The sequence below is a fragment of the Neorhizobium petrolearium genome (assembly GCF_017873175.1).
GTDB classification, from domain to species: domain Bacteria; phylum Pseudomonadota; class Alphaproteobacteria; order Rhizobiales; family Rhizobiaceae; genus Neorhizobium; species Neorhizobium petrolearium.
The window spans coordinates 58,732-83,644 of the sequence record NZ_JAGGJW010000013.1 but is presented as its reverse complement, the minus strand read 5'-3'; the positions used below and the strand labels follow the sequence as shown (position 1 = coordinate 83,644).

Here is a 24,913-nt window from a genome sequence, read left to right as displayed (position 1 = left end):
TGCCCTGGCGGGCACATCTTCTCCCCGCTGGGGAGAAGAGGGAGTAGTTGATTGATCGCAGTATCCATCCTCAACAGACTGATCGTGGCAGCCGTGACATTGCTCGGCGTCGCCGTGATCGTATTCGTGCTCCTGCGGGTCGTGCCGGGCGATCCGATCGCCATGATGATCGCGCCGGGGGCCAGTCCCGCCGACATCGCCGCGCTACGCGCCAGATACGGCCTTGACCTCAGCTTGCCGGCGCAGTTCGGCGTCTGGCTTCAGTCCGTGTTGATGGGCGATTTCGGCACCTCAATCTCGCTCCGCCGCGACGTGCTGGAATTGCTGCTTGGGCGCTTGCCCGCCACCCTTGAACTCGCGTTCGCGGCCTTGATCGTCGCCTTGGCTGTAGGCGGCGCGGTCGCTGTGGCCGGCACGCTGGTCCGCCGCACGCCGCTGGAACCGGCAATCGACGCGATCAATGGCGTATTGCTCGCCGTGCCGGATTTCGTATGGGCGCTGGCGCTGGTTCTGTTTGTTGGCGTCTTCATACCTGTATTCCCCCTCTCGGGCCGCATCGACCCGACGCTATCGATCGATTTCCTCACCCCCTTCTATCTCCTCGAAAGCCTCGTCCGGTTCCGCTTGGGCGTCTTCTTCGATGTTGCCGCCCATATAGTGATGCCGGTTCTGGCACTCGCCCTGCCGCTTGCGACCGTTATCACCCGCATTCTCAAGGAAGCGCTGCTGGAGGCCATGGTACAGGATTACGTCCTGCTGGCACGGCTGAAAGGCATGTCGGAAATGCGGCTTGTGCTGCAGGAGGCGCTGCGCAATGCTGTCGGCCCCGCTCTCTCGCTCACCGGCGTGCAGTTCACCTTCCTTGTCGGCGGCACAGTCATCGTCGAGCGCATCTTCGCCTATCCCGGCATCGGCAACATGGCGATTGACGCCGTCATCAATCGTGACCTGCCGCTCATCCAGGGCCTCGTTCTGGTCTTTGGCGCGATCTTCATCGTCATCAACCTCGCCGTAGACCTGCTTGCCGCTGCGCTTAATCCGAGGCTCCGCCATGGCTGAGCCCATCACCATCACTGGCCCGGCGGCCAAGCCTCGTCGCACCCCGTCACGATTGCGGAACCTATTCGCCGAACGACAAGTGCTGTTCGGCGGTAGCTTCATCCTGCTCCTGGTCGTCATCGCGATCTTCGCGCCTTTCATCGCGCCAAAGGATCCGCTGGAACAGGATCTGATGCTGGGCTCGCTGCCGCCCGCCTGGCTCGACGGCGCCGAACCCGGTTACTACCTCGGCACCGATGACCTCGGCCGCGACGTCCTATCCCGCCTGATCTACGGCAGCCGGATCGCCTTGCTCGTCGCTATCGTCTCGGCGAGCCTCGCGGCGCTGATCGGCACCATACTCGGCCTGCTGGCCGGCTGGTATGGTGGGTGGGCGGACCGGATCATCTCAAGGATCGTCGACATCTGGATGGCCTTTCCGCCAGTCCTGCTCTCCATCCTGCTCGTCGCAGTCTTCGGCTCCGGCGTGCATTCGGTGATTGCTGCGATCGTCATTATTGACTGGACCCGCTTCTGCCGCGTCGTGCGCGCCGAAACGCTCGCCCAGTCGCAGCTCGATTACGTAACGGCCGCCCGCACCGCGGGCTTCCCGCGCATGAAAATCCTGACGCGGGAAATCTTCCCCAATATCGTGCCGATACTGATCGCGCTGGTGAGTCTCGAAATGGGCATTGCCGTCGTTGTCGAAGCAATCCTCTCCTTCGTCGGCCTGTCGGTATCGTCCGACACACCCACCTGGGGCGGCATGATCGCGCAGGGGCGGCAGCTCATCCACCATGCCTGGTGGCTGCTTGTGGCGCCGCTCGCGGTACTCTTCACCACGGTTCTCGCTTTCAATCAGCTTGGCAGCGGCCTGCGCCGGGCGCTCGATCCGGTGCTCAGACGATGACGGAAAACCTGCTCACCGTAACCGGTCTTTCAGCCGTTTCCGACCGCGAAGGCGGCATGCCGGTCCTGCGTGATGTCGGCCTGACGCTGAAGAACGGTGGCGTCCGCGGCCTCGTCGGCGAAAGCGGCGCCGGCAAATCGACGATCGCCAAGGCCATCCTCGGTATCCTGCCGCGAACGGTGCGTATCACAGGCGGCTGGATCAATTTCAAAGGCCGCGACCTTTTGAGCATGAAGCCGCAGGAACTGCGCAGCATTATGGGCTCGGAAATCGCACTGATTCCACAGGATCCGCAGACGGCCCTCAATCCTGCCCGCCGCATTGGCGCACAGCTCGCGGACGGTCTGAAACTGAAGCGCGACATGTCCGCCAGAACAGCAGAGGCCCATGCGCTGCAATTGCTGGCCGACGTGCAGATCCGCGATCCCGACCGGGTGATGAAGAGCTTTCCGCATCAGCTCTCCGGCGGCATGCGCCAACGTGTGTTGATCGCCGCTGCCTTCGCCGTCGAGCCGGAACTGGTCATCGCTGACGAACCGACGACCGCGCTCGACGTGACGGTACAGAAGGAAATCCTCCGCCTCATCCGCCACATGCAGTCGGCGCGCGGCACCGGCGTGCTCTTCGTTACCCATGACCTTGGCATCGTGGCGCAGATCTGTGACAGCGTCACGCTGCTTTACGCTGGCAAGGTCATCGAGGAAGGGCCGGTGCGCAACGTGCTGGAAAACCCGAACCACGCCTATACGAAGGCGCTGATTGCCGCAGGCCCCCGTTACGACCGACCGGATGCGGGACTGGAGCCCGTGCCGGAAGCCGTCTTCCGCGAACTTCGCCAGGAGATCGGGATCAGTTGATGGATCAAAACCTGCTCGTCGCCACCGGCATCAAAGTCACCTACGGCAAGCACGCCGGCCTGTTCGGCAGCAAACCATCGACGCCTGTCCTGCACGGCGTCGATATCCGCATCGGCAGGGGCCAGACGGTCGGCATCGTCGGAGAATCCGGCTCCGGCAAAACGACGCTTGGCCGTGCCCTACTCCGCCTCGTCGATGTCTCTGCCGGCAAGATCGCATTCGACGGTCGTGACATTACCCATATCCCGGAAACCGAGATGCGGCCGCTGCGCCGGCGCATGCAGATGATCTTCCAGGACCCCATGGCGTCGCTGAACCCGCGCCATACGATCCGCCGCATCCTGACGGGTCCGCTCCTCCTGCATGGCCTGGCCGGCGACGCGGCAACGGCGCTGGAGCAGGTAAAATCCGTACTTGACCGTGTATCCCTGCCCGCCGCCTGTCTCGAGCGATACCCACACGAACTTTCCGGCGGCCAGCGCCAGCGCATCGGCATTGCGCGTGCCGTCCTGATGCAGCCCGATTTCGTACTGGCCGATGAAATTGTCTCCGGTCTCGACGTCTCCACCCAAGCACAGGCGCTGAGACTGTTGAAGAGCCTTTCCCGCGAACTCGGACTTGCCATGGCCTTCATCAGTCATGACCTCTCTGTCATTCGAGCCGTCTGCGACTATGTCTATGTGATGCGGCTCGGAAAAGTTGTCGAGGAAGGGCCTTGCGAGCAGGTTTTTGCAAGCCCTTCCGCTGCCTACACCCGCGCGCTTCTCGATGCGATCCCGCTTCCGGAATACGATCCGGGCTGGCTGGAGCGAAGAACCGAAACCTGAACAGGCGCCCGACAAAACCAGACTCGGGGAAATTATCAGCTTGACGCCCTGCTCGAACGCCATATAGTTTAAACTTAAAATAATGAGACGGATCATCAGGAGGATTTGGGTATGCGCATCGTCTGCATCGGTGGTGGTCCCGCAGGTCTCTATTTCGCGCTCCTGATGAAGAAGTTTCATCCCGAGCATTCCATCTCGGTGATCGAGCGAAACCGGCCTTATGACACGTTCGGCTGGGGCGTCGTCTTCTCCGACGCAACCATGGTTTCCATGCGCGCCTGGGACCCGGAAAGTGCGGCCGAGATCGAGGATGCCTTCAACCATTGGGACGATATCGAGCTGCTCTTCAAGGGCACGCGCCAGCGCACCTCCGGCCACGGCTTCGTCGGCATCGGCCGAAAGAAGCTTCTGAACATCCTTCAGCGCCGCTGCGAGGCCCTCGGCGTGGAATTGGTCTTCGAGACGGAGGCCAATGGCGATCTTGACTACCCGGATGCCGATCTGATCATCGCCTCCGACGGCTTCAACTCGAAAATCCGCAATCGTTATCCGGACGTTTTCCAGCCGGACCTCGTGGTTCGCCCGAACCGCTATATCTGGCTCGGCACCAATAAGCTGTTCGACGCCTTCACCTTCGACTTCCGCAAGACGGAACACGGCTGGTTCCAGGCTCATATCTACAAGTTCGACGACAAGACCTCGACCTTCATCGTCGAGACGACCGAAGAGGCTTACGAAAAGCACGACCTCGGCCAGATGGACCAGCAGCAGTCCATCGACTTCTGCGAGAAGCTGTTCTCGGAGGTACTCGAAGGCTCCGAGCTCATGACCAATGCGCGCCATCTGCGCGGCAGCGCATGGCTGAACTTCAACCGCCTGATCTGCGGCAAGTGGAGCCATTTCAACGGCAATTCTCACGTGGTTCTGATGGGTGATGCCGCCCATACCGCCCATTTTGCGATCGGCTCCGGCACCAAGCTCGCGATCGACGATGCGATCGAGCTGACCAACCAGTTCAACAAGCTCGGCCATTCGAAGGAGAATATCCCGCAGGTTCTCGAAACCTACGAGGAAATCCGCCGCGTCGATGTCGCCCGTATCCAGAATGCGGCCCGCAACGCCATGGAATGGTTCGAAGTGGTCGGCCAGCGTTACGCCGACACGCTTGAACCGGAACAGTTCATGTATTCCATGCTGACACGCTCCCAGCGGATCAGCCACGAGAACCTGCGCCTGCGCGATCCGAAATGGCTGGAAGGCTACGAGCGGTGGTTCGCCAGGAAGAACGGGCTCGATGTCAGCGGCAACGGCCGCACCCTGCCGCCGATGTTTACGCCCTATTCGCTGCGGGAAACCCACCTGCCGAACCGCATCGTCATGTCGCCCATGGCCATGTATTCCGCCAAGGACGGGCTGTTGGACGATTTCCACTTGGTCCACCTCGGCTCCCGTGCGCTCGGCGGCGCCGGCCTCGTCTTTGCAGAAATGACCTGCGTTTCGCCGGATGCACGCATCACACCCGGCTGCCTTGGCCTCTGGAACGACGAGCAGGCGGCGCGTTGGAAACGCTTTATCGACTTTGTGCATGACAATTCCGCCGCAAAGGTCGGCATCCAGCTCGGCCATGCCGGTCGCAAGGGGTCGACCAAGCTCGCCTGGGAAGGTATCGACCAACCCTTGGAGGACGGCGGCTGGCCATTGATTTCGGCATCCGCCATCCCCTATCTCAAGCTCAGCCAGGTGCCGAGGGCGATGGATCGCGCCGATATGGACCGGGTGAAGGCCGATCACGTCCGCGCCGCGAAATATGCGGCACAGGCAGGCGCCGACTGGCTGGAACTGCACTGCGCCCACGGCTATCTTCTGTCGAGCTTCCTCTCGCCGCTGACAAACCTGCGGGATGACGAATATGGTGGCAGCCACGAGAACCGGGCGCGTTATCCGCTGGAAGTCTTCAAGGCGATCCGTGAGGTTTGGCCGCAAGACAAGCCGATTTCCGTACGTCTGTCCTGCCATGACTGGTTCGAAGGCGGCAACACGCCGGAAGATGCGGCAATCTTTGCGAAAATGTTCAAGGAAGCCGGCGCTGATCTGATCGACTGCTCGTCCGGCCAGGTATGGAAAGAGGAAAAGCCGGTCTACGGCCGCCTTTTCCAAACCCCGTTCTCCGACAAGATCCGCAACGAGATCGGTATCCCGACGATTGCCGTCGGCGCAATCTCTGAGGCGGATCATGCAAACTCGATCATTGCTGCCGGCCGTGCCGATCTCTGTGCGGTGGCCCGTCCGCATCTCGCCGATCCGGCCTGGGTGTTGCACGAGGCGGCGAAGATCGGCCTGACGAACATTCCCTGGCCGAAGCAGTATTATTCCGGCAAGGCGCAATACGAAACCAACCTCGCCCGCGCTGCTGCGGCGGCGGCCCCTCCAGCGGTCGGCCCGGCTGTGGTGGCGAAATAAGGATCGCGTCATGAGCGAAGCGATTTCGGACAGGCTTGCCAACCGCCATGCCCTTGTCACCGGCGCGGGGAGCGGCATCGGTGCAGCGATCGCGACCGTGCTGGTGCAGGCCGGCGCACGCGTGACGCTGGCGGGCCGCCGGGCGGAACCGCTGAATGAGCTGGCCGCAACGCTTGGCAAGGAGAATACCTGCGTCGCAGACGGCTTCGACGTCACCGACGAAATGGCAATCGACAATGGTCTGAAGACGGCGCGGACCGCTTTCGGCCCCATCGACACCCTCGTCAACAATGCAGGCGAAGGCCCGAGCGCGCCGTTCGAGAAAACATCGCTCGATATGTGGAACCGGATCATGTCGGTGGATCTCACCGGCGTCTTCCTGGTCACTCGAGCCGTGCTGCCGGACCTGAAGGCCCACGGGACCGGGGCCCGAATCATCAATATCGCCTCGACGGCCGGCCTGACCGGTTACGCCTATGTCTCCGCCTATGCCGCCGCCAAGCACGGCGTCGTCGGCCTCACCCGCTCTCTCGCGCTGGAACTGGCGAAGACCGGCATCACCGTTAACGCCGTCTGCCCCGGCTTTACCGATACGCCGCTGATCGCCCGTTCGATCGAGACGATCGTCGCCAAGACCGGCCGGACCGAGGAACAGGCACTGAAGGAATTCACCAAGAGCAATCCGCAGGGGCGGCTGGTTAGGCCGGAAGAGGTCGCGGACACCGTTCTATGGCTGGCGTCGCCCGGTGCTGCAGCGATCACCGGGCAGGCAATCGCGGTTGCCGGAGGAGAAGTCCTGGCAGGCTAGTCGGCCCGACATGAACCAAGGAAACGAAACCTGGGAGATCACGATGGTACTGGAAAAGGGCATTACCGAGAACGGCAGCGGATATAGGGGTATCACCTGGAACATCCTGGGCCAGGTCTATTTTCCAAAAGCCGTCTGCGACGACACCTTCGCCTTTGAAACCAACAGCCTGCCGGGACAGTTCGTACCGGTGCACATTCATCCGACCCAGGACGAATTCATCCTCGTGCAGGAAGGGGAACTCGATCTGAAGCTTGACGGCGAGTGGGTCAAGGCAAGGGCCGGAGATCTGGTCCGCATGCCACGCGGCATCCCGCACGGTTACTTCAACAAGTCTGACAAGCCGTGCCGGGCGCTCTTCTGGGTCTCGCCGGCCCGCAAGCTCCACCAGCTTTTCGAGGAGTTGCACGAAATGACCGATGTGGACGAAATCGTGAAAGTTTCCGCCGCACACGAGGTGGATTTCCTGCCGCCTTCGGCCAACGACTGAAACACAGAAGACCATTTCCGGCGACCTGAAAAGGCGATCAGTCGATTACGGGAGAGGAAGAAGCATGAGCGACGCGATAAACGAAATGAAGCGCGGCTTTCGCGATTACCAGCCCAAGCATTTCCTCTGGGAAGTGAGCGAAGACGGCCGCGTCGCGACGATCCGCCTGAACCGGCCGGAGCGCAAGAATCCGCTGACTTTCGAAAGTTATGCCGAGCTTCGCGATCTTTTCCGCGACCTTGTCTACGCATCGGACATCCGCGCGATCGTGCTGACGGGTGCCGGCGGCAATTTCTCCTCCGGCGGCGATGTCTTCGAGATCATCGAACCGCTCACTGATATGGCAATGCCGGAGCTCCTGGCTTTCACTCGCATGACCGGCGACCTCGTGAAGGCGATGAAGAAGTGCCCGCAACCGATCATTGCAGCCGTCGATGGTATCTGTGCCGGGGCCGGCGCAATTCTTGCGATGGCTTCCGATATGCGGCTGGCAACGCCGGAAGCCAAGACAGCTTTCCTCTTCACCCGGGTCGGCCTGGCCGGTGCGGATATGGGCGCATGCGGGATTCTGCCGCGTATCATCGGCCAGGGCCGCGCCGCCGAACTGCTCTTCACGGGCCGCACGATGAACGCCGGCGAGGGCCAGGCCTGGGGTTTTTACAATGCCCTGCACGCCGCCGATCAGGTCGAGGTGGAAGCCGCCAAGCTTGCCCATTCGCTGGCGGCCGGACCGTGGTTTGCCCATACCATGACGAAAACCATGCTTAACCAGGAATGGGCGATGGGTATCGACGAAATGATCGAATCCGAAGCCCAGGCCCAGGCGATCTGCATGGTAACCAAGGACTTCCGCCGCGCTTTCGAGGCTTTCGCCGAGAAACGCAAGCCGATCTTCGAGGGTAACTGATGGCGGCTCCCACCACTCTCAAAGGGCCGACTCGCGATTTCCTCGGCTGGCCGTTCTTCGATGACAGCCACAAGGCACTAGCCGAAAAGCTCGATGCCTTCGTGGCCTCCGGCGCACTGAGTCATATCGACCATTCGGACACGGACGGCGCCTGCCGTGCGATCGTCAAGGCGCTGGGTGAAGCCGGCCTGCTGGATGCCGCAACCGGCGCCGGCGGCAGCCAGCCGATCGATAGCCGCGCTGCCTGTCTGATGCGTGAGACGCTTGCCTGGCATGACGGGCTTGCCGATTTCGCTTTCGCGATGCAGGGCCTCGGCACCGGCGCAATCGGCCTTTCGGGCACGGAGGACCTGCGGCGCACCATACTGCCCAAGGCGCAATCCGGCGAGTGGATTTCCGCTTTCGCGCTCTCCGAAAAGGAAGCCGGTTCGGATGTCGCCGCGATGGCCTGCTCCGCCCGCAGGCAAGGCGACCACTATGTACTCGACGGCGAAAAGACTTGGATTTCCAACGGCGGCATCGCCGATGTCTACACGGTCTTCGTCCGTACCGGTGAGGCGCCCGGCACACGCGGCATTTCAGCCTTTGTGGTCTTCGCCGACGATCCGGGCTTCTCGATCGCCGAGCGCATCGATGTGGTCGCCCCGCACCCGCTGGCGACGATCCGTTTCGAAAACTGCCGCATTCCGGCCTCGCGGATGCTTGGTTCTCCCGGCGAAGGTTTTAAAATCGCCATGCGGACGCTCGACATTTTTCGCGCTTCCGTGGCGGCCGCCGCCTTGGGTTTCGCCAAGCGGGCGCTCGATGAGGCCGTCGCCTATGCCAAGGCGCGACCGATGTTCGGCAACCACCTTTCTGACTTGCAGCTAACCCAGGCCGCTTTCGGCGACATGGCAGCCGAGATTGATGCGGGTGCTCTTCTGACCTACCGCGCCGCCTGGCGCCGCGACGTGCAGGGCCTGCCGACCACCAAGGAAGCGGCAATGGCGAAGATGGTAGCCACCGAAAATGCACAAAAGGTCATCGACCGCGCCGTGCAGATTTTTGGCGGCCGCGGCGTCAAGAGCGGTGAAATCACGGAGAGCCTTTATCGTGAGATCCGGGCTCTACGCATCTACGAGGGCGCGACCGAGGTGCAGAAGCTCATCATCGCCCGCGAACTGTTGAAGGCGTGAGGGCAACCATGGCTTATACCATTTCCCGCCGGTTGAACTTCGGTGATTGCGATCCTTCCGGTATCGCTTATTTCCCCTCCTATCTCGATATCCTGGTCGGAGTTTACGAAGAATTCTTCAGGGCGATCGGCTTTCCCTGGCCGGAGTTGATCAGCGAACGGAAGATCGGTCTTCCGACGATCACTTTGGATCTCACCTTCAAGAGCCCCGGCTTCCACGGCGACATGATGGATTTCACTATCAAGGTGATGCGAATCGGTACCAGTTCGGTCGATCTCGAACATGAGGTGCGCGCTGGCGATCGATTGCTCTGGACCGCCAGGCAGCGGCTGGTCGCGACCTCTCTCGAAACCCACAAGGCCTGCCCATGGCCGGACGATATGCACACTGCGCTTACACAGCATTTGGAGAAGAATGATGCACATGATTCTGCAGCCTGAAGGCTGGGCAAAACCGATCGGCTACGCCAATGGCGTGGCCGCCACCGGCCGCCAGGTCTTCGTCGGCGGGCAGGTCGGCTGGAATGCCCAATGCCTATTCGAGACGGACGACTTTGTGGGCCAGGTGCGTCAAACGCTCATGAACGTCGTGGCCATACTGGCAGAGGCCGGTGCGCGGCCTGAACATGTCACGACCATGACCTGGTACTTCACCGACAAGGCGGAATATCTCGGTAATCTGAAGGGTATCGGCCAAGCCTATCGCGAGATCATGGGCAAGCATTTTCCGGCCATGGCCGCCATGCAGGTCGTTGCTCTGGTGGAAGACCGCGCCAAGATCGAGATCCAGGCAACAGCAGTCATTCCGGAGTAAGCAGCCATGAACGACGCGATCGAATTCTCGTCCACGGTCTCGGCTATGACCCGAAGCGGGATTCTGGTCGTTACGATCGACAATGCGCCGGTTAACGCGACGTCTGCCGACGTCCGCAGCGGACTTGAAAAGGCGCTTGTCCATGCGGAAGCGACTGCCGATGTGGCAGGCGTCGTCATCACAGGCGCCGGTAAGACCTTCATCGGCGGTGCCGACATCAGGGAATTCGGCAAGCCGGCTATAGAGCCGACTTTGCCGGCTGTTATTGAAAAGATCGAGAAGCTGTCGAAGCCGGTCATCGCGGCGCTCAATGGGGCAGCCCTCGGTGGTGGCCTGGAAGTTGCGCTCGCCTGCCATTATCGAGTTGCTTCTTCCACTGCTCAAGTCGGTCTGCCCGAAGTCAAACTCGGCATTGTTCCCGGCGCCGGCGGCACCCAGCGTCTGCCGCGCCTGATCGGCATCCCGGCCGCATTGGACCTCATCACCTCGGGCCGTTCTGCAAAGACCGACGAAGCTCTCTCGCTCGGGATCATCGATGAAATCGCCAAGGCCGATCTCGTCGAAACCGCCATTTCGGCGGCGCAAAAACTGTCAGGCAAACAGCTCCGTCGCACGGGCGAGTTGAGCATAGCCACCAAAGAGGCGGCCGAAATCGAAAGAGCCGCCGCCAGAATTCTCGGCAGGGCGCGCGGTCAGAAGGCACCGGCCGAAGCCGTGCGTCTGATCACCTCGTCTAACCGCCCTCTCGCCGAAGGTCTGGCTGACGAGCGAGCCACCTTCCTGACCCTCCGCGATAGCCGCGAAGCTGCAGCACTCCGCTACGTCTTCTTCGCCGAACGGGAATCCTCCAGGGTCGAAGGGCTCGAAGGGATTGAGCCTCGCCCAGTCAAGACGATCGGCATCTGCGGCCTCGGCCTGATGGGCAGCGGCATTGCGGTCGCCGCCCTCGCAGCGGGTTACATGGTCATCGGCCTCGACCAGACGGCGGAGGCTGCCGAAAAAGGCCGCGAGCGCATCGTCGGCCTGTTGGAACGCAATCTCGCTTCCGGCCGTCTCGATCAGAACGGTTTCGAGGCGCAAAAGGCCCGGCTTTCGGTGACGGCATCGGACGCCGACCTCGCCCCCTGTGATCTCGTCATTGAAGCCGTGTTTGACGATCTCGACGTCAAGATCGACCTCTTCCGCCGTCTCGACAAAGTCATTCGTCCGGATGCAGTGCTGGCGACCAACACGAGTTATCTGAACCCGGACGAAATTGCCGCCGCGACCGCTTATCCGGAGCGGGTGCTCTGCATGCATTTCTTCTCTCCGGCACATGTCATGCGGCTGCTGGAAGTTGTCCGCTGCGCCAGGACCGCGCCGGATGTTGTGGCGACCGGTCTCGCCGTCGCCAAGAAGCTCAGAAAGCTGCCGGTCGTCGCCGGCGTTACTGAAGGGTTCATCGGCAACCGCATCTTCTCCGCCTATCGCCGCGAGGCCGAATTCCTGCTGGAAGATGGGGCTCTGCCACACGAGATCGATGCGGCGCTGGAAGATTATGGTTTCCCTATGGGCCTTTTCGCCGTCTACGACATGGCAGGGCTTGAGATCGCCTGGGCGCGCCGCAAGCGCCAGGCCGCTGCCCGCGATCCTGCTACACGCTACGTCGGGATCGCCGATACGCTCTGTGAAATGGGGCGGTTCGGCCAGAAGGCCGGCCGCGGCTGGTATGCCTATCCGGATGGCAAGCGCACCATCGATCCGGATGTGACCGCGATCATCGAAGCCGCCCGTGCCCAAAAGGGCATTACACCGCGCGCATTCCCGAAAAGTGAGATTCAAGAGCGGATGCTGAAGGCCATGGCCGCCGAAGGCGAAGCATTGCTGGCCGAAGGCATCGCCGCACGGCCGAGCGACATCGACCTGGTGATGATCAACGGCTACGGCTTTCCAGCCCATAGGGGCGGTCCTATGTTCGCCAGGAACTGATCTGCAAAATCCCGTCTTTGAAATAACACATTGAAATCTCTCATATCCTCCCTCCAGCTAACGCAGGCGGGATGGTCGCCTGCTGCCGCATACTTCCTCGCCAAAAGAGTTTCGCTCATTTGATCAAAATTGCTTGCATGTTTTCTCAAAACGCCTATTGTTTGCCCAAGCCTCGCAAGTAGGCAACTCCAAGCAACGACAGGGAACGCTGCGTGTCCTCATCTGATGAGCTTCCTTTGCTGAGATATTTTAAATTTAAAATATCTGCCGCGTCGTTGCCGCATTCCGACTCTCTCGTGGCGCATAGGAGATCATGATGTCTTTCTCGTTTTCCGCATTCAAACGTAAGATGCTGCTGGGCACGATCGCCGCGGCCGCCCTGACGGCATCGCTGGCCACCAGCGTCCAAGCCGCGGATTTCAAATTCGCCGGCCCGCTGGATGCCTATACGCTCGATCCGCATGCCGTCTCGAACACCCTGATTTTCGCCGTTCTCGCCAATGTTTATGAACCGCTGGTCCGCCGCAACGCCGAACAGAAGATCGAGCCAGCACTTGCGACCGAATGGAAGCAGACGGACGACACGACCTGGGAATTCACTCTGCGCCAGGGCGTCAAGTTCTCGAACGGAAATCCGTTTACCGCCGATGACGTAGTTTTCTCGCTGACTCGTGGCCAGGCCGGTGGCATCAAGGCAAACCTGAACTCTATCGCCTCGATCGAAAAGGTTGACGACTATAAGATCCGTATCAAGACACGCGCGATCAATCCCATCCTGCCGAACCAGATCACCAACTGGTACATTATGGACAAGGAGTGGGCCGAGGCGAACGGCGCCGTGCAACCGGGTGCCGCCAACAACGCCACCGAGACTTTCGCCAACCGCAACGCCATGGGCACCGGCCCGTATGTCATCAAGGAGCGCGATCCGGGCGTTAAGACGGTCTTCGCGACCAATCCGGGTTGGTGGGACAAGAAGACCGGCAATATCGATAACGCCACGTTCTTCGTAATCTCAAATCCTTCCACCCGCGTCTCGGCACTGATCTCCGGCGAAGTGGACATGATCGACGGCGTGCCGCCGCAGGATGCCGAGCGTATCGACAAGGCCGATGGCCTGCATGTTCAGGCCGGTCCGGACCTGCGCACCATCTATATCCAGCCGGATGTCGCACGAGATAGCCTGATCTTCGGCAGCGAGAAAACCAGGAACCCTTTCAAGGACCTGAAGGTCCGCCAGGCCATGGAACTGGCGATCGATACCGGAGCGATCCAGAAGCGCATCATGCGCAACTATTCGGTTCCGGTTGGCCTGCCGATCGGTAAGGAGATCAACGGCTTCGATCCGGAACTCGGTGAACCGGTCAAACCAGATGTCGACAAGGCCAAGAAACTGATGAAAGAAGCTGGCTATGAGAACGGCTTTTCCGTCACGCTCGACTGCACCAATGATCGCTTTATGAACGATGAAGCGACCTGCCTCGCGGTCGCTGCCTCGCTTGCCCGCATCAACATTAAGGTCGAGCCGCGCGCCCAACCGACCGCAAAATGGGCGACTCAGGTCAATCCGCCGGAATACAATACCAGCCTCGCCATGCTAGGCTATTCGCCGGCTACCTATGACGCGCACATCTTCCTGACCTCGATCGCCGCCACCCGTGATCCGAAGAGTGGCCTCGGTGCCTTCAACATCGGCGGCTACTCCAACCCGGAAGTCGACAAGCTGATCGACGCCATTGGTAAGGAAACCGATCAGGAGAAGCGCACAGATCTCATCCAGCAGGCCTTCAAACTCATCAAAGCCGACGTCGGCTTCATTCCTCTCCACCAGCTCAACATCCTCTGGGGCGTGAAGGACAATATCACCGTCGTGCAGCCGGCTGACCTCGCCTATCCGCTGCGCTATTTCACGGTGAAGTAATGACGACTGCCGCAGACATCACGAAACAGCTTGCAAGCCTCGTGTCCTTTCCGACGGTCAGCGCGGTCTCCAACCTCGAACTGATCAAATACGTGGAAGACCAGGCCGCCCCCTTCGGAGGACGCGTCCGGCGCTTTCCGAATGCCGAAGGCAGCAAGGCGAACGTCCTTATTTCGATTGGCCCCGATGCGCCTGGCGGCATCATCTTCAGCGGCCATACCGACGTCGTGCCGACGGAAGGTCAGGCATGGTCTGGCGATCCCTGGATGCTGAGGGAAGCGAACGGCCGGCTGATCGGCCGCGGCGCAACCGATATGAAGGGCTTCCTGGCCTGCTGTCTTGCTGCAGCACCTGGCATAGCCCAAAAGAAACTCAAGAAGCCTGTCCATCTCGCCTTTTCCTATGACGAGGAGGTCGGCTGCACCGGTGTTGGCTCGATGGCCGAATGGGTAGGGCAAAGCGACTTGAAACCGCGGCTCGCCGTCATCGGCGAAGCGACCAGCATGGACATGATCGCCGCACACAAGGGCGGCCTGATTGGCTGGTGCCGCGTCAAGGGCAAGCCCGGTCACTCCTCCCAGCCGGACCGCTACGTTAACGCCGTCATGGCAGCCGGCGACATGATCGCCGAGATCAACCGCATCCGCGAGGACATGCGTAACGGCCCGCAGTTCGAGGGCCTCGATCCACCCTATTCGACGATTTCCGTCAACGTCATCAAGGGGGGCCTGCACGGCAATATTGTCGCCGAGAACTGCGATTTCTTCTGGGAAATGCGCATCATCCCCGGCGAGAGCGAAATGGCGGTGTTCGAGCGCATGCAGCGTTTCGCGGTAGAAAAGCTGAATCCTGCCATGCAGGCTATCGACCCAGCCTCCGGTGTCTTCTTCGATGTGCAGGCACGCATTCCCGGCCTGAAGCCGAACGACGATCCGATACTCGACGCAGAGCTCCTGAAGCTCCTCGGACGCTCGGAGCCGCGCTATGTTTCCTACGGCACGGAAGCAGGCATTTTCCAGATCGCCGGTGTCCCGTCGGTCGTCATCGGCCCGGGCGATATCGCCGATGCTCATCAGCCGGACGAGTCGATTGCGATTTCCGAGCTGGAGAAATGCATCGCCTTTCTTGACCAGCTTGGTGACACCTGCTGCTGAGGGTTTGAAGTGCTGAACTATGCCGCATCCCGGATCGTGCAGACGGTCATCGTTCTGCTCGTGATCAGCTTCATCGCCTTCCTGCTGGTCGCCAATATCGGTGACCCGCTGGCGGCACTCCTCTCGGCCGATGCGACCGTGACGGAGCGGATGGAACTGATCGCCAGGCTCGGTCTCGACCAGCCGATCGGCACGCGCTTCGTGCATTTTCTTGGAAACCTGCTGCAGGGCGACTTCGGCCTCTCCTACCGGACTCAGGACCCGGTCGCGAAGCTTATCATCGAGCGCATGCCGGCGACGATCGAACTCGCTTTCGTCAGCCTGCTCATCACCATCCTCGTTGGCGTGCCAGCCGGCATCTATTGCGGCGTGCATCCGAACTCGCTGTTCGGCCGCTTCATTATGCTGATCTCGACGGCCGGCATCACGCTTCCGAACTTCGTCGTCGGCCTGCTGCTGATCGCCGTCTTTTCCGTGCAAATGGGTCTGTTGCCGTCATTTGGGCGCGGCACGGTCGTCGATCTCGGCTTCTGGACAACGGGTCTGCTCTCCGTTTCCGGCTGGCGAGCGATCATCCTGCCGGCAGCGACACTCTCCACCTTCCAGGTCGCGTTTATCATCCGAATGTTGCGCACCCAGCTCATGGAAGTCGGCCAAAGCGAGCATATCCGCTTCGCCCGCGCCCGCGGTCTGTCGGAAGCTCGCATCTGGTATGTCTACGCCATCAAGAACACGCTTCTGCCGGTCATCACCATGCTTGGCCTGCAGCTTGGCAACATCATCGCCTTTTCGGTGGTGACGGAAAACGTCTTCGCCTGGCCGGGCCTCGGTTCGCTCTTCCTGCAATCGATCCAGGCGGCGGATATTCCGGTCATCGCCATCTATCTGATCTTCGTCGGCCTGGTCTTCATGGTCATCAATCTGGTCGTGGAACTGCTCTACCCGCTGATCGATGCCCGCGTGTTGAGGAGGCAATCATGACCCCTGTCGTCAACACCCCTTCGGTTCCGACAGTCCGCCGCGGCCGCCTGTCGAAACTTCTGCGCGCCATGCGCAAGGCACCCGGGCCGACCACCTGCGCCCTCGTCATCTTCGCGCTGCTCGTCTATGCCTTCATGGCGCCGCTGGTATCGCAGAATCCCTTCGAATTCGCCGGCATGTCGGTGATGGACAGCTTCATTCCGCCCATGTGGATGGCGGACGGTATGCCGGATTTCCCACTCGGCACTGACGACCAAGGCCGAAACCTCCTGACCGCCATGGCCTATGGCATGCGGACTTCGATCATCGTCGGCTTCCTGTCCGTCATCATCGGTCTCATGCTCGGCGGCAGTCTCGGCCTGATAGCCGGCTTCGTCGGTGGCAAGGTGGATGCTTTCATCATGCGCGTCGCCGACGTTCAGCTCGCCTATCCAGCCTTGCTGCTTGCGATGATCATCGACGGGGCAGCTCGCGCCGCGCTTGGACAGGAGCGGAGCGTCACGACGGCGATCGCCATCGTCGTGCTCTCGATCGGCATTGCCTTCTGGGTCCAGTATGCTCGCACGATCCGTTCATCCGTGATGATCGAACGAGACCAGGATTATGTCTCGGCCGCCCGCATCACCGGCCGCAGCAGCCTCTCGATTATCATCCTGCACATCCTGCCGAACGTCATGGCACCGGTTCTGGTCATCGCAACCATCAATCTTGGCATCGCCATAATCACCGAGGCAACGCTCTCCTTCCTCGGCATCGGAATCCCTGTCACCTCGCCGTCTCTCGGCACCCTGATCCGCAATGGCAACAATTTTCTGCAATCCGGCGAATGGTGGATTTCCGTCTGGCCCTGCCTCGTGCTCGTCGCCTTCGTCGTGTCGGTCAACATACTCGGCGACCACCTGCGTGACGTTTATAATCCGCGACTAAGGGGACGCTCGTGACGGCACCGCTTCTCGACGTCCGCGACCTGACGGTCACCATCAACCGCGACGGCCGCCTGATCACCGCGCTCGACAAGGTCTCCTTCTCCGTGGATCCGGGAGAGGTGCTCGGCATCGTCGGCGAATCCGGTGCCGGCAAATCGATAACGGGGGCTGCGATCATCGACCTTCTGGTGCCGCCCCTGAAACGCACCGGCGGCACCATTGCGCTTGCCGGGGAGCGCCTCGACCAGTTGGCACCGAAGGCGATGCGTCGCGTGCGCGGCGACAGGATAGGCTTCATCTTCCAGGACCCTATGACCAGCCTCAACCCGGTCATCACCATCGGCCGGCAGCTCTGCGATACGATCGAGGCGCATCTGAAGATCAGTGGCGACGGGGCGAAGAAAAAGGCGCTCGAATGGATCGAACGGGTCGGCCTGCCGAACCCGGACGTGCAATTCAAGCGTTATCCACACCAGCTTTCCGGCGGCATGCGGCAACGTATTGTCATTGCGCTGGCACTTTGCGCCAATCCGGCGCTCGTGATCGCCGACGAACCGACGACCGCGCTTGATGTATCGGTCCAGGCCCATATCCTGCAGTTGATGCGCGACCTGCATCGCGAAAGCAAGACGAGCATGATGCTGATCACCCATGACCTCGGTGTCATCGCCAAGATGGCCGACCGCGTCGCTGTGCTTTACGCCGGCCGCGTTGCCGAGATCAGCCCTGTCAACGAACTCTTCAACGCGCCGAAACACCCCTATACCCATGGACTGATCCGCGCGACCCCGATGCCATCGGTCAATGGCGAAGTGCGGCTCGACCAGATTCCCGGCGCCATGCCGGGGCTCGGCGCGGTTCCGCCCGGCTGCGCCTTCAATCCGCGTTGTTTCAAGGCCGAAGGCGATTGCTGCTCGGCAGTGCCACCGCTGACCATCAGGGAAAGCGTTGCATTTTCCTGTTTCCATCCACTGGAAAAGGAGATCGCATGAGCGGCCGGGATTTCCTTACTCTCAACCACGTCAGCAAGGTCTATCGCCGCAATCAGAGCCTTCTGGAACGGCTGAAGAAGAACAACACTGGCGGCACCAAAGCGGTCAGCGACGTCAGTCTCACTGTCCGGCATGGAGAAACTTTGGGCCTCGTCGGGGAGAGTGGCTGCGGCAAGTCGACGCTGGCCCGCCTCGTCTCCGGCCTCATGGAGCCGACCTCCGGCGAGATCGCCTTCCGCAGGGATGCAGCCGGCAAGATGCCCCGCCTCCAGATGATCTTTCAGGACCCCTATTCGTCACTGAACGGCCGCTGGATGATCGAGGATATCATCGCCGAACCGATCCGCGTCCATAAGCTGCGCCGGGGCCGGGCTGCGATCCGCGCCCGCGTCGACGAACTGCTCGTTCAGGTCGGCCTGTCGCCGGCGGATGCCGAAAAATACCCTCAGGAATTTTCCGGCGGTCAGCGGCAGCGCATCTGCATCGCCCGCGCGCTTGCCGGCGAACCGGAATTCCTGATCCTCGACGAGCCGACCTCGGCGCTGGACGTGTCAGTCCAGGCGCAGATTCTCAACCTTTTGCGCGACCTGCAGAAGAACTTGGCACTCACCAGTCTGTTCATCACCCACAACCTTTCGGTCGTGCGGATCATGGCCGATAGGATCGGCGTCATGTATCTCGGTGAACTGGTGGAGGAGGCACCGTCGGAAGAGCTGTTCCTCAGGCCTCGCCATCCCTATACGCGCCTCTTGATCGATGCCGCCCCGGATATGGATACTAGCGACCGCACGCTACATCCGATTGCTGGCGAGCTGCCCAACCCGGCCTTTCCGCCCTCCGGATGCCGTTTTCACACGCGTTGTCCCTTCGCGAAGGATGTCTGTCGCAGCACGACGCCGCCGCAGAAGACGAGCGGAGCCGACGGCATGTTCCGCTGCCATTTCGATCTTGATCTGTCGAACGGGCAGGCAATCCTGCCGGCTGCCAAAGCCAGAACCGCCTGAAATCCCGAGGTGCCCCAATGACGACTGCCCCATCCCGCCAGGCGACGATCGACAAGGCTGTGGGTTATCTCGATGACGGTTCCTTCAAGGCGGCGCTCCGCAAGAGCGTCGCGATCCCGTCGGCAAGTCGTGTCGCGGCCAACAGGCCGGACCTTTGGCGCTATATCACTGGGGACATGCAGCCCTTCTTCGAGCGCCTCGGCTTCGCGACGAAGATCTACGAGAACGACCTGGCCCCAGGCCCTTTCCTGATCGCTGAGCGGGTTGAGAATCCCAACTACACCACCATCCTGCAATACGGCCATGGCGACGTTGTCGCCGGTTTGGATGGTCAGTGGGAGGAAGGTCTATCCCCCTTCGAGATGGCGGAAAAAAACGGCGCCTGGTATGGCCGCGGCACGGCCGATAACAAGGGTCAGCATGCGATTAACCTCGCCGCGATTGAGGCTCTGCTGGCAGTCAAAGGCTCGCTTGGCTTCAATCTCAAATATCTGATTGAGATGGGAGAAGAGTCCGGTTCGCTCGGCCTGAAAGAGATGTGCGCTGCCCACAAGGACGAACTCAAGGCCGACGTCTTCATCGCGTCCGATGGTCCTCGCCTGGCACTGGAACGGCCGACGATCTTTCTCGGCGCCCGCGGCGGCATGTCCTTCCATCTGGAGATCAATGCGCGCGAAAGTTTTCAGCATTCCGGCAACTGGGGCGGCATCCTCTCCAATCCTGGCATAGAACTCTGCCATGCGATTACGGCGCTGGTGGATCGGACGGGTAGGATCAAGGTCCGCGAGATGACACCTGGGAACATCCCGGAAAACGTCCGCGCGGCGCTGAAGGATTGCAAGATCACCCCGGCCGCCGACGATCCTCCGATCGAGCCGTGGTGGGGCGAGCCGGGCCTTACGCCTGAGGAAAAAGTCTTCGCCTGGAGTTCCTTCGAGGTCATGGAGATGGAATGCGGCAACCTCGCCCAGCCGCTTTACGCCATCCCGCCCAGGGCCCGCGCCCGCGTGCAGCTCCGTTTTCCGGTCGGCGTCGATCCGGATGCGGTCGTTCCGGCCGTTCGCAAGGCTTTAATCGATGCCGGTTACGACCGCGTCGTAGTCAAGGATCCCACCGACGCGATCTTCCTCGCCAGCCGCCTCGATCCCGATCATCCCTGGGTCAGACGTATCGTCACCTCGATCGAGAAGACGTTGGGCGCTCCGCCGGCCATCCTGCCCAATCTCGGCGGTTCACTGCCGAACAACATCTTCTCCGATTTGCTCGGCCTGCCGACCATCTGGATTCCGCATTCCTATCCCGGCTGCCTGCAACATGCTCCAAACGAGCACCTGCCGGTCAGCATCGTTCGCGAGGGACTTGCCATGATGGCCGGTCTTTATTGGGATATCGGTGAAACAGCCGCTGACCGGCAGGCCGGTTAGATTGACAAAACAACCCGGTTTCGGCCGCTCGTTTTCGCCTTGTAGAGATTTGCGTCCGCAGCCTTGAGACATTCCTGAGGATCAAAGCCAGGAACGCAATAAAATGCTCCAATGCTCGCCGATACGGAGATAATTGATCCGGAGGCTGAACGAAAATCCATGCAGTCGATCAGTCCGCGAATTTCCTCACATCGTCGCAACATCGCTTCAGCCGTCAAATCACTCTGAAAAAGCGCAAACTCCTCTCCTCCAAGGCGGCCAGCAATGTCAAATTCTCCTTGATAGGCCGCGAGTATCTGTCCTGTCCGGCGGAGAGCTTCGTCGCCCGTTGCATGTCCATGCCCATCATTGATCGACTTGAAATAATCGAGATCCAGGAACAGTAGGCCACCCGTCACGCCTTTGCGGCTAAAGGTTTCCAATTCTTCAAGGAATGCACTTCTGTTGAGAAGCCCGGTCAACCCATCCCGGCGTGATTGTAGGCGAAGCTCTTCATATGCGATCGCCAGCTTCTGGAGTGCCTCCGAGGCCGCCGCTTCTGCGCGCCGAAGTTTTTCAGCTTGTCGGAAATGCACGGCCGAAGCTGGAATAGAGATAACCAACGGGCAAACGATGGTCATTATGAGACCGGCTCCGGCCACTTCTCCGCCGAGCATCGGAACGATGCTGAATGAGAGAATGAGGGAGGCAAGCAGCGACAGCAGACCGGTCAGCAATGACTTGGCGAGGACGATGCGCATCGAAAGAGCCGCGAGGAATGAATATCGGGGCCCCTCTTAAGCTTGCTGACTTTAACATAGGCTGAACCAATCCTGAAACATCCTAGGTTTTGACATGTCTTTAGGCGTCTTTGAAGCGTGAGATAAGCGGTCTGCCAATGACAATATGGCTCGCCATGTGCCCGAACATCATTCGTCGCCCTGCCTGATGAATCCTTTTAGGATTTTGACGGACTCGCGATAAGTCATCAGCCGATGCAACGTTGCCGCTGACGGGTGATCAGCGGTATATTCAACATCGGCAAGTTCGGGAAAGCGCCGCTCCAGATCGTGGATCAATGACTTATAAATCATGATCTGTTCGTGAGTGAATTGAGCATCAGGTGCACGAGACATTCTTTTGGTCCTTTTCTTATGGGACCTTACTTGCACGGCATCTAAATTGCTTTGAGGGAAATCAACGCTCGAAGCGCCGTACCGGCACATCGGCATTATAGGCGTGTCAGGATTTCGCCCGAAAGGACGACCTGAAAATTTCCATCCGAAAGCGGTTCCACCAGATAACCATCGGAGGTGTAGTAAACGAAGCGGGTAACGGCGCCAGTTTCTCGGCTCTCCCGATGCCCATCGCCGCGGCTCCGGATGGCCTTGAATACAGACACAGAGTTTCCCTTTTCATCCAGGCAATCGATACGCGCGCGCTCTTCACCGGACATTCTCGCCATCCCGTCCGTGACGTTCTGCAACAATATGAACGGCGAGCAAGGCAGGCAAGGGATTTGGTCGCAGGTTCGAGTGCACGCCAAACATCAAGGGCCAGGCTCACTACCCATCCCGATCGCTTTCGATCCTACCAGCGGCCTTCGCAACATCCGCCGAAGCCTCCCGGAACGGCGCCCGACTGAGTTCGTTACCGGCAGCGATCGCCTTGCGTAAAAGCCGCAGTAGTTCCTCAGACTCGTCGGCATTCAGGCCCCGCAGCATAATGCGCTGCGCTGCCTCAACCGCCGGCATGATACCGGAAAGCGTTTCCCGCCCTGCCTCCGTGATCTCCAGTTCACGCGCACGCCTGTCTCTTTTGCTCGCGCGGCGCTCGAGGAAGCCCTTCTGTACCAGTCGATCCACGACGCCGGTAATGGTCGTCCGATCATAGGCTATCAACCCGGCGAGCGTCACCTGATCAATGCCCGGATTCGCGCTGATCGCAGCGAGCGCCGCGTATTGAACGGGTGTCAGGTCATAGCCGGCGGCCTCTGCTTCCGCATGGAAGACGGCAACGGCAATCTGCTGGAACCGGCGGGCCAAGTGCCCCGGCATGTCATTGTTGTCTTTCACCGATCTCTCCATGACCGACTCTCGTCTTGACAGCATACATATAATCAGCATACTGATTAATTATCACGACGATCCAGGCTCATCGTTCTGACATCGTCGCAACAACTTAAACCACGAGGCGGTTCAACCGTCGATACTGGCAGCCAGCAAACCGAAGCCTATGGCAGCCGCGGGATACGGTTGCAGCCAGGATCGGACGGATATTCAGCAAGACACGCGGAGGAGATACATCCATGCAATTTCACCTCAACGGGTTCCGGACCGGAGATCCGGCAATTTCGGAGCCATCCGGCCGGCACACGACGTCATCCGGTTCGGATCCGCTTCCCAAAGAAGTCGATGTTCTGATTATCGGCTGCGGGCCGGCCGGATTGACGCTCGCCGCCCAGCTGGCGACCTTTCCCGATATCAAGACCTGCATCGTCGATCAGAAATCCGGTCCCCTGCTACTCGGGCAAGCCGACGGCATTGCCTGTCGCACTCTGGAAATGTTCGAGGCCTTCGGCTTTGCCGAGCGCGTGTTGAAGGAAGCCTATTGGGTCAACGAGACGTCATTCTGGAAACCGGACGATGCCGAACGGGAAAAGATCGTTCGCCACGGCAGGATTCAGGATGTCGAAGACGGGCTCTCCGAGTTTCCTCATGTGATCCTGAATCAGGCGCGTGTGCATGATTTCTATCTGGATGTCATGCGCAGATCGCCGAGCCGGCTGGAGCCGCACTACGCGCGGCGCCTCCTCGACCTTCAGATTGATCCGCCGTCAGCCACCCGCGATCAGTCTCCCGGCCGTCCCGTGACGGCCAGACTCGAGCGACTCGATCGTTCGCATGAAGGGCGGGTGGAGACCATCAGGGCCCGCTACGTGATCGGCTGTGACGGGGCGCGCAGCATCGTCAGGAAGTCACTCGGGCGGGAACTCAAGGGCGATTCGGCCAATCAGGCCTGGGGCGTCATGGATGTGCTGGCCGTCACAGACTTTCCCGATATTCGTCTCAAGGCGCTGATCCAATCCGCCAATGAAGGCAGCATCGTGCTCATCCCGCGGGAAGGCGGCTATCTGGTCCGCATCTATGTAGAGCTCGACAAACTCAACGAAAACGAACGGGTGGCCAATCGAAACATCACCGTCGACCACCTGATTGCCGCAGCACAGCGGATTCTAAAGCCCTATACGCTCGAGGTGAAGGAAGTCGCGTGGTGGTCCGTCTATGAGATAGGCCAGCGGCTCTGCGACAAGTTCGATGACGTGCCGGAAGGGGAAATTGCGACGCGTCTGCCTTATGTGTTCATCGCCGGCGACGCCTGCCATACTCACAGTCCCAAGGCGGGCCAGGGTATGAACGTCTCCATGCAGGACGCGCTCAATCTGGGCTGGAAGCTTGCAGCCGTCCTTCAGGGTCGCTGCTCGCCCGAACTTCTGCACAGCTACTCGGCGGAACGTCAGGCTATCGCCAAAGAACTGATCGATTTCGACCGCGAATGGGCCAAGATGTTGAGTGCGCCCCTGAAATCCTCACCGGATGGTGAAGGCGTCGATCCGGCGGAGGTCCAGGAATATTTCGTCAGGCACGGACGTTATACGGCGGGAACGGCGACCCATTACCGCCCGTCCATCCTTACGGCCGAATCGACCCATCAATCTCTGGCGAAGGGGTTTACGATCGGTACACGCTTTCATTCCGCGCCGGTCATTCGCCTCGCGGATGCCAAGCCGATTCAGCTCGGCCACACCGCGAAGGCGGACGGTCGCTGGCGCCTCTATGCTTTCGCCGGCACCGGAGATCCCGTTGCCGCCGGCTCAGGCATTCGGTCCCTATGCGAGTTCCTTGCCGATGCGCACGAATCTCCAGTCAGGAAATATACGCCGGCTGGCGCGGACATCGACGCCGTTATCGATGTCCGCGCGGTCTTTCAGCAGGACCATCGCGAACTCGCCGTGGAGGCCATGCATTCCCTTCTCCTTCCGGCAAAGGGACGCCTGGGGCTTCGAGATTATGAGAAGATGTTCTGCCCCGACCTGAAAAGCGGCAATGACATTTTCGACATGCGCGATATCGATCGGGAACAGGGATGTTTGATTGTCGTGCGGCCAGACCAATACGTCGCGCATGTTCTCCCTCTCGGTGCGCATATCGAACTTGCTGCCTTCTTCGAAGGCTTCATGACGCAGAAGAACTGAACGAAGTCTCGATGGGAGTGCCGA

At 60.5% G+C, this 24,913-nt stretch carries 24 protein-coding genes; 20 read left to right on the top strand and 4 right to left on the bottom strand.

Annotated elements, in window-relative coordinates; translation table 11 throughout:
- Positions 1–51 precede the first annotated feature (51 nt).
- The 19 genes from J2046_RS23595 (at position 52) to J2046_RS23505 (ending at position 20,655) form a co-directional block, all read left to right on the top strand.
- Positions 52–1,059: an ABC transporter permease gene (locus tag J2046_RS23595; protein ID WP_210056056.1), complete on the top strand. Its 1,008-nt coding sequence runs from the start codon at positions 52–54 to the stop codon at positions 1,057–1,059.
- Positions 1,052–1,948, top strand: coding sequence for an ABC transporter permease (locus tag J2046_RS23590; protein ID WP_210056054.1), 897 nt, complete (start codon positions 1,052–1,054; stop codon positions 1,946–1,948). Before J2046_RS23595 ends, J2046_RS23590 begins: the two co-directional genes overlap by 8 nt.
- Positions 1,945–2,805: an ABC transporter ATP-binding protein gene (locus tag J2046_RS23585; protein ID WP_210056052.1), complete on the top strand. Its 861-nt coding sequence runs from the start codon at positions 1,945–1,947 to the stop codon at positions 2,803–2,805. The genes J2046_RS23590 and J2046_RS23585 overlap by 4 nt, the downstream gene beginning before the upstream one ends.
- A complete protein-coding gene (locus J2046_RS23580; RefSeq protein ID WP_210056050.1) occupies positions 2,805–3,632 on the top strand; it encodes an ATP-binding cassette domain-containing protein in 828 nt (275 codons plus the stop codon). The genes J2046_RS23585 and J2046_RS23580 overlap by 1 nt, the downstream gene beginning before the upstream one ends.
- A 111-nt stretch (positions 3,633–3,743) precedes the next feature.
- Positions 3,744–6,092, top strand: coding sequence for a bifunctional salicylyl-CoA 5-hydroxylase/oxidoreductase (locus J2046_RS23575; protein WP_210056048.1), 2,349 nt, complete (start codon positions 3,744–3,746; stop codon positions 6,090–6,092).
- A gap of 10 nt (positions 6,093–6,102) precedes the next feature.
- Positions 6,103–6,900, top strand: a complete 798-nt coding sequence (locus J2046_RS23570) for an SDR family NAD(P)-dependent oxidoreductase (protein WP_210056046.1) — start codon at positions 6,103–6,105, stop codon at positions 6,898–6,900.
- A 43-nt stretch (positions 6,901–6,943) separates the two neighbouring features.
- Positions 6,944–7,390: a cupin domain-containing protein gene (locus J2046_RS23565; protein WP_210056044.1), complete on the top strand. Its 447-nt coding sequence runs from the start codon at positions 6,944–6,946 to the stop codon at positions 7,388–7,390.
- Positions 7,391–7,454: 64 nt separating this feature from the next.
- A complete protein-coding gene (locus J2046_RS23560) occupies positions 7,455–8,297 on the top strand; it encodes an enoyl-CoA hydratase family protein (protein ID WP_210056042.1) in 843 nt (280 codons plus the stop codon).
- Positions 8,297–9,472, top strand: a complete 1,176-nt coding sequence (locus tag J2046_RS23555) for an acyl-CoA dehydrogenase family protein (protein WP_210056040.1) — start codon at positions 8,297–8,299, stop codon at positions 9,470–9,472. Before J2046_RS23560 ends, J2046_RS23555 begins: the two co-directional genes overlap by 1 nt.
- A gap of 8 nt (positions 9,473–9,480) precedes the next feature.
- Entirely contained in the window at positions 9,481–9,912 is a 432-nt protein-coding gene (locus J2046_RS23550) for an acyl-CoA thioesterase (protein WP_210056038.1), read from the top strand.
- Positions 9,890–10,285, top strand: a complete 396-nt coding sequence (locus tag J2046_RS23545; protein WP_210056036.1) for a RidA family protein — start codon at positions 9,890–9,892, stop codon at positions 10,283–10,285. Before J2046_RS23550 ends, J2046_RS23545 begins: the two co-directional genes overlap by 23 nt.
- 6 nt (positions 10,286–10,291) lie before the next feature.
- A complete protein-coding gene (locus tag J2046_RS23540; protein ID WP_210056034.1) occupies positions 10,292–12,253 on the top strand; it encodes a 3-hydroxyacyl-CoA dehydrogenase NAD-binding domain-containing protein in 1,962 nt (653 codons plus the stop codon).
- Between the two features lie 316 nt (positions 12,254–12,569).
- A complete protein-coding gene (locus J2046_RS23535; protein ID WP_210056032.1) occupies positions 12,570–14,174 on the top strand; it encodes an ABC transporter substrate-binding protein in 1,605 nt (534 codons plus the stop codon).
- On the top strand, positions 14,174–15,328 hold the full coding sequence (gene argE / locus J2046_RS23530) for an acetylornithine deacetylase (protein ID WP_210056030.1): 1,155 nt from the start codon (positions 14,174–14,176) through the stop codon (positions 15,326–15,328). Before J2046_RS23535 ends, argE begins: the two co-directional genes overlap by 1 nt.
- Positions 15,329–15,337: 9 nt before the next feature.
- On the top strand, positions 15,338–16,309 hold the full coding sequence (locus J2046_RS23525) for an ABC transporter permease (RefSeq protein WP_037156390.1): 972 nt from the start codon (positions 15,338–15,340) through the stop codon (positions 16,307–16,309).
- Positions 16,306–17,250 (top strand): ABC transporter permease, encoded by a 945-nt coding sequence (locus J2046_RS23520; protein ID WP_210056028.1) that lies wholly within the window; start codon positions 16,306–16,308, stop codon positions 17,248–17,250. Before J2046_RS23525 ends, J2046_RS23520 begins: the two co-directional genes overlap by 4 nt.
- Entirely contained in the window at positions 17,247–18,227 is a 981-nt protein-coding gene (locus J2046_RS23515; RefSeq protein ID WP_210056026.1) for an ABC transporter ATP-binding protein, read from the top strand. The genes J2046_RS23520 and J2046_RS23515 overlap by 4 nt, the downstream gene beginning before the upstream one ends.
- Positions 18,224–19,231, top strand: a complete 1,008-nt coding sequence (locus J2046_RS23510; RefSeq protein WP_210056024.1) for an ABC transporter ATP-binding protein — start codon at positions 18,224–18,226, stop codon at positions 19,229–19,231. Before J2046_RS23515 ends, J2046_RS23510 begins: the two co-directional genes overlap by 4 nt.
- A gap of 17 nt (positions 19,232–19,248) precedes the next feature.
- On the top strand, positions 19,249–20,655 hold the full coding sequence (locus J2046_RS23505) for a M20 family metallopeptidase (protein WP_210056022.1): 1,407 nt from the start codon (positions 19,249–19,251) through the stop codon (positions 20,653–20,655).
- Here the strand turns inward: J2046_RS23505 and J2046_RS23500 are convergent.
- The 4 genes from J2046_RS23500 to J2046_RS23485 all read right to left on the bottom strand — a co-directional run bounded on the left by J2046_RS23500 (position 20,652) and on the right by J2046_RS23485 (position 22,709).
- Positions 20,652–21,395, bottom strand: a complete 744-nt coding sequence (locus J2046_RS23500) for a GGDEF domain-containing protein (RefSeq protein WP_210056020.1) — start codon at positions 21,393–21,395, stop codon at positions 20,652–20,654. The two genes, J2046_RS23505 and J2046_RS23500, sit on opposite strands and share 4 nt — an antisense overlap.
- 168 nt (positions 21,396–21,563) lie before the next feature.
- Positions 21,564–21,770, bottom strand: coding sequence for a hypothetical protein (locus J2046_RS23495; protein ID WP_210056018.1), 207 nt, complete (start codon positions 21,768–21,770; stop codon positions 21,564–21,566).
- A 95-nt stretch (positions 21,771–21,865) separates the two neighbouring features.
- The gene (locus J2046_RS23490) at positions 21,866–22,090 is read right to left on the bottom strand and encodes a hypothetical protein (RefSeq protein WP_210056016.1); all 225 of its coding nucleotides are present in this window, start codon (positions 22,088–22,090) and stop codon (positions 21,866–21,868) included.
- 109 nt (positions 22,091–22,199) lie between these two features.
- Entirely contained in the window at positions 22,200–22,709 is a 510-nt protein-coding gene (locus J2046_RS23485; RefSeq protein ID WP_210056014.1) for a MarR family winged helix-turn-helix transcriptional regulator, read from the bottom strand.
- Between the two features lie 233 nt (positions 22,710–22,942).
- Here J2046_RS23485 and J2046_RS23480 point away from each other — a divergent pair, with 233 nt between their 5' ends.
- Positions 22,943–24,889: an FAD-binding monooxygenase gene (locus tag J2046_RS23480; RefSeq protein WP_210056012.1), complete on the top strand. Its 1,947-nt coding sequence runs from the start codon at positions 22,943–22,945 to the stop codon at positions 24,887–24,889.
- Positions 24,890–24,913 lie beyond the last annotated feature (24 nt).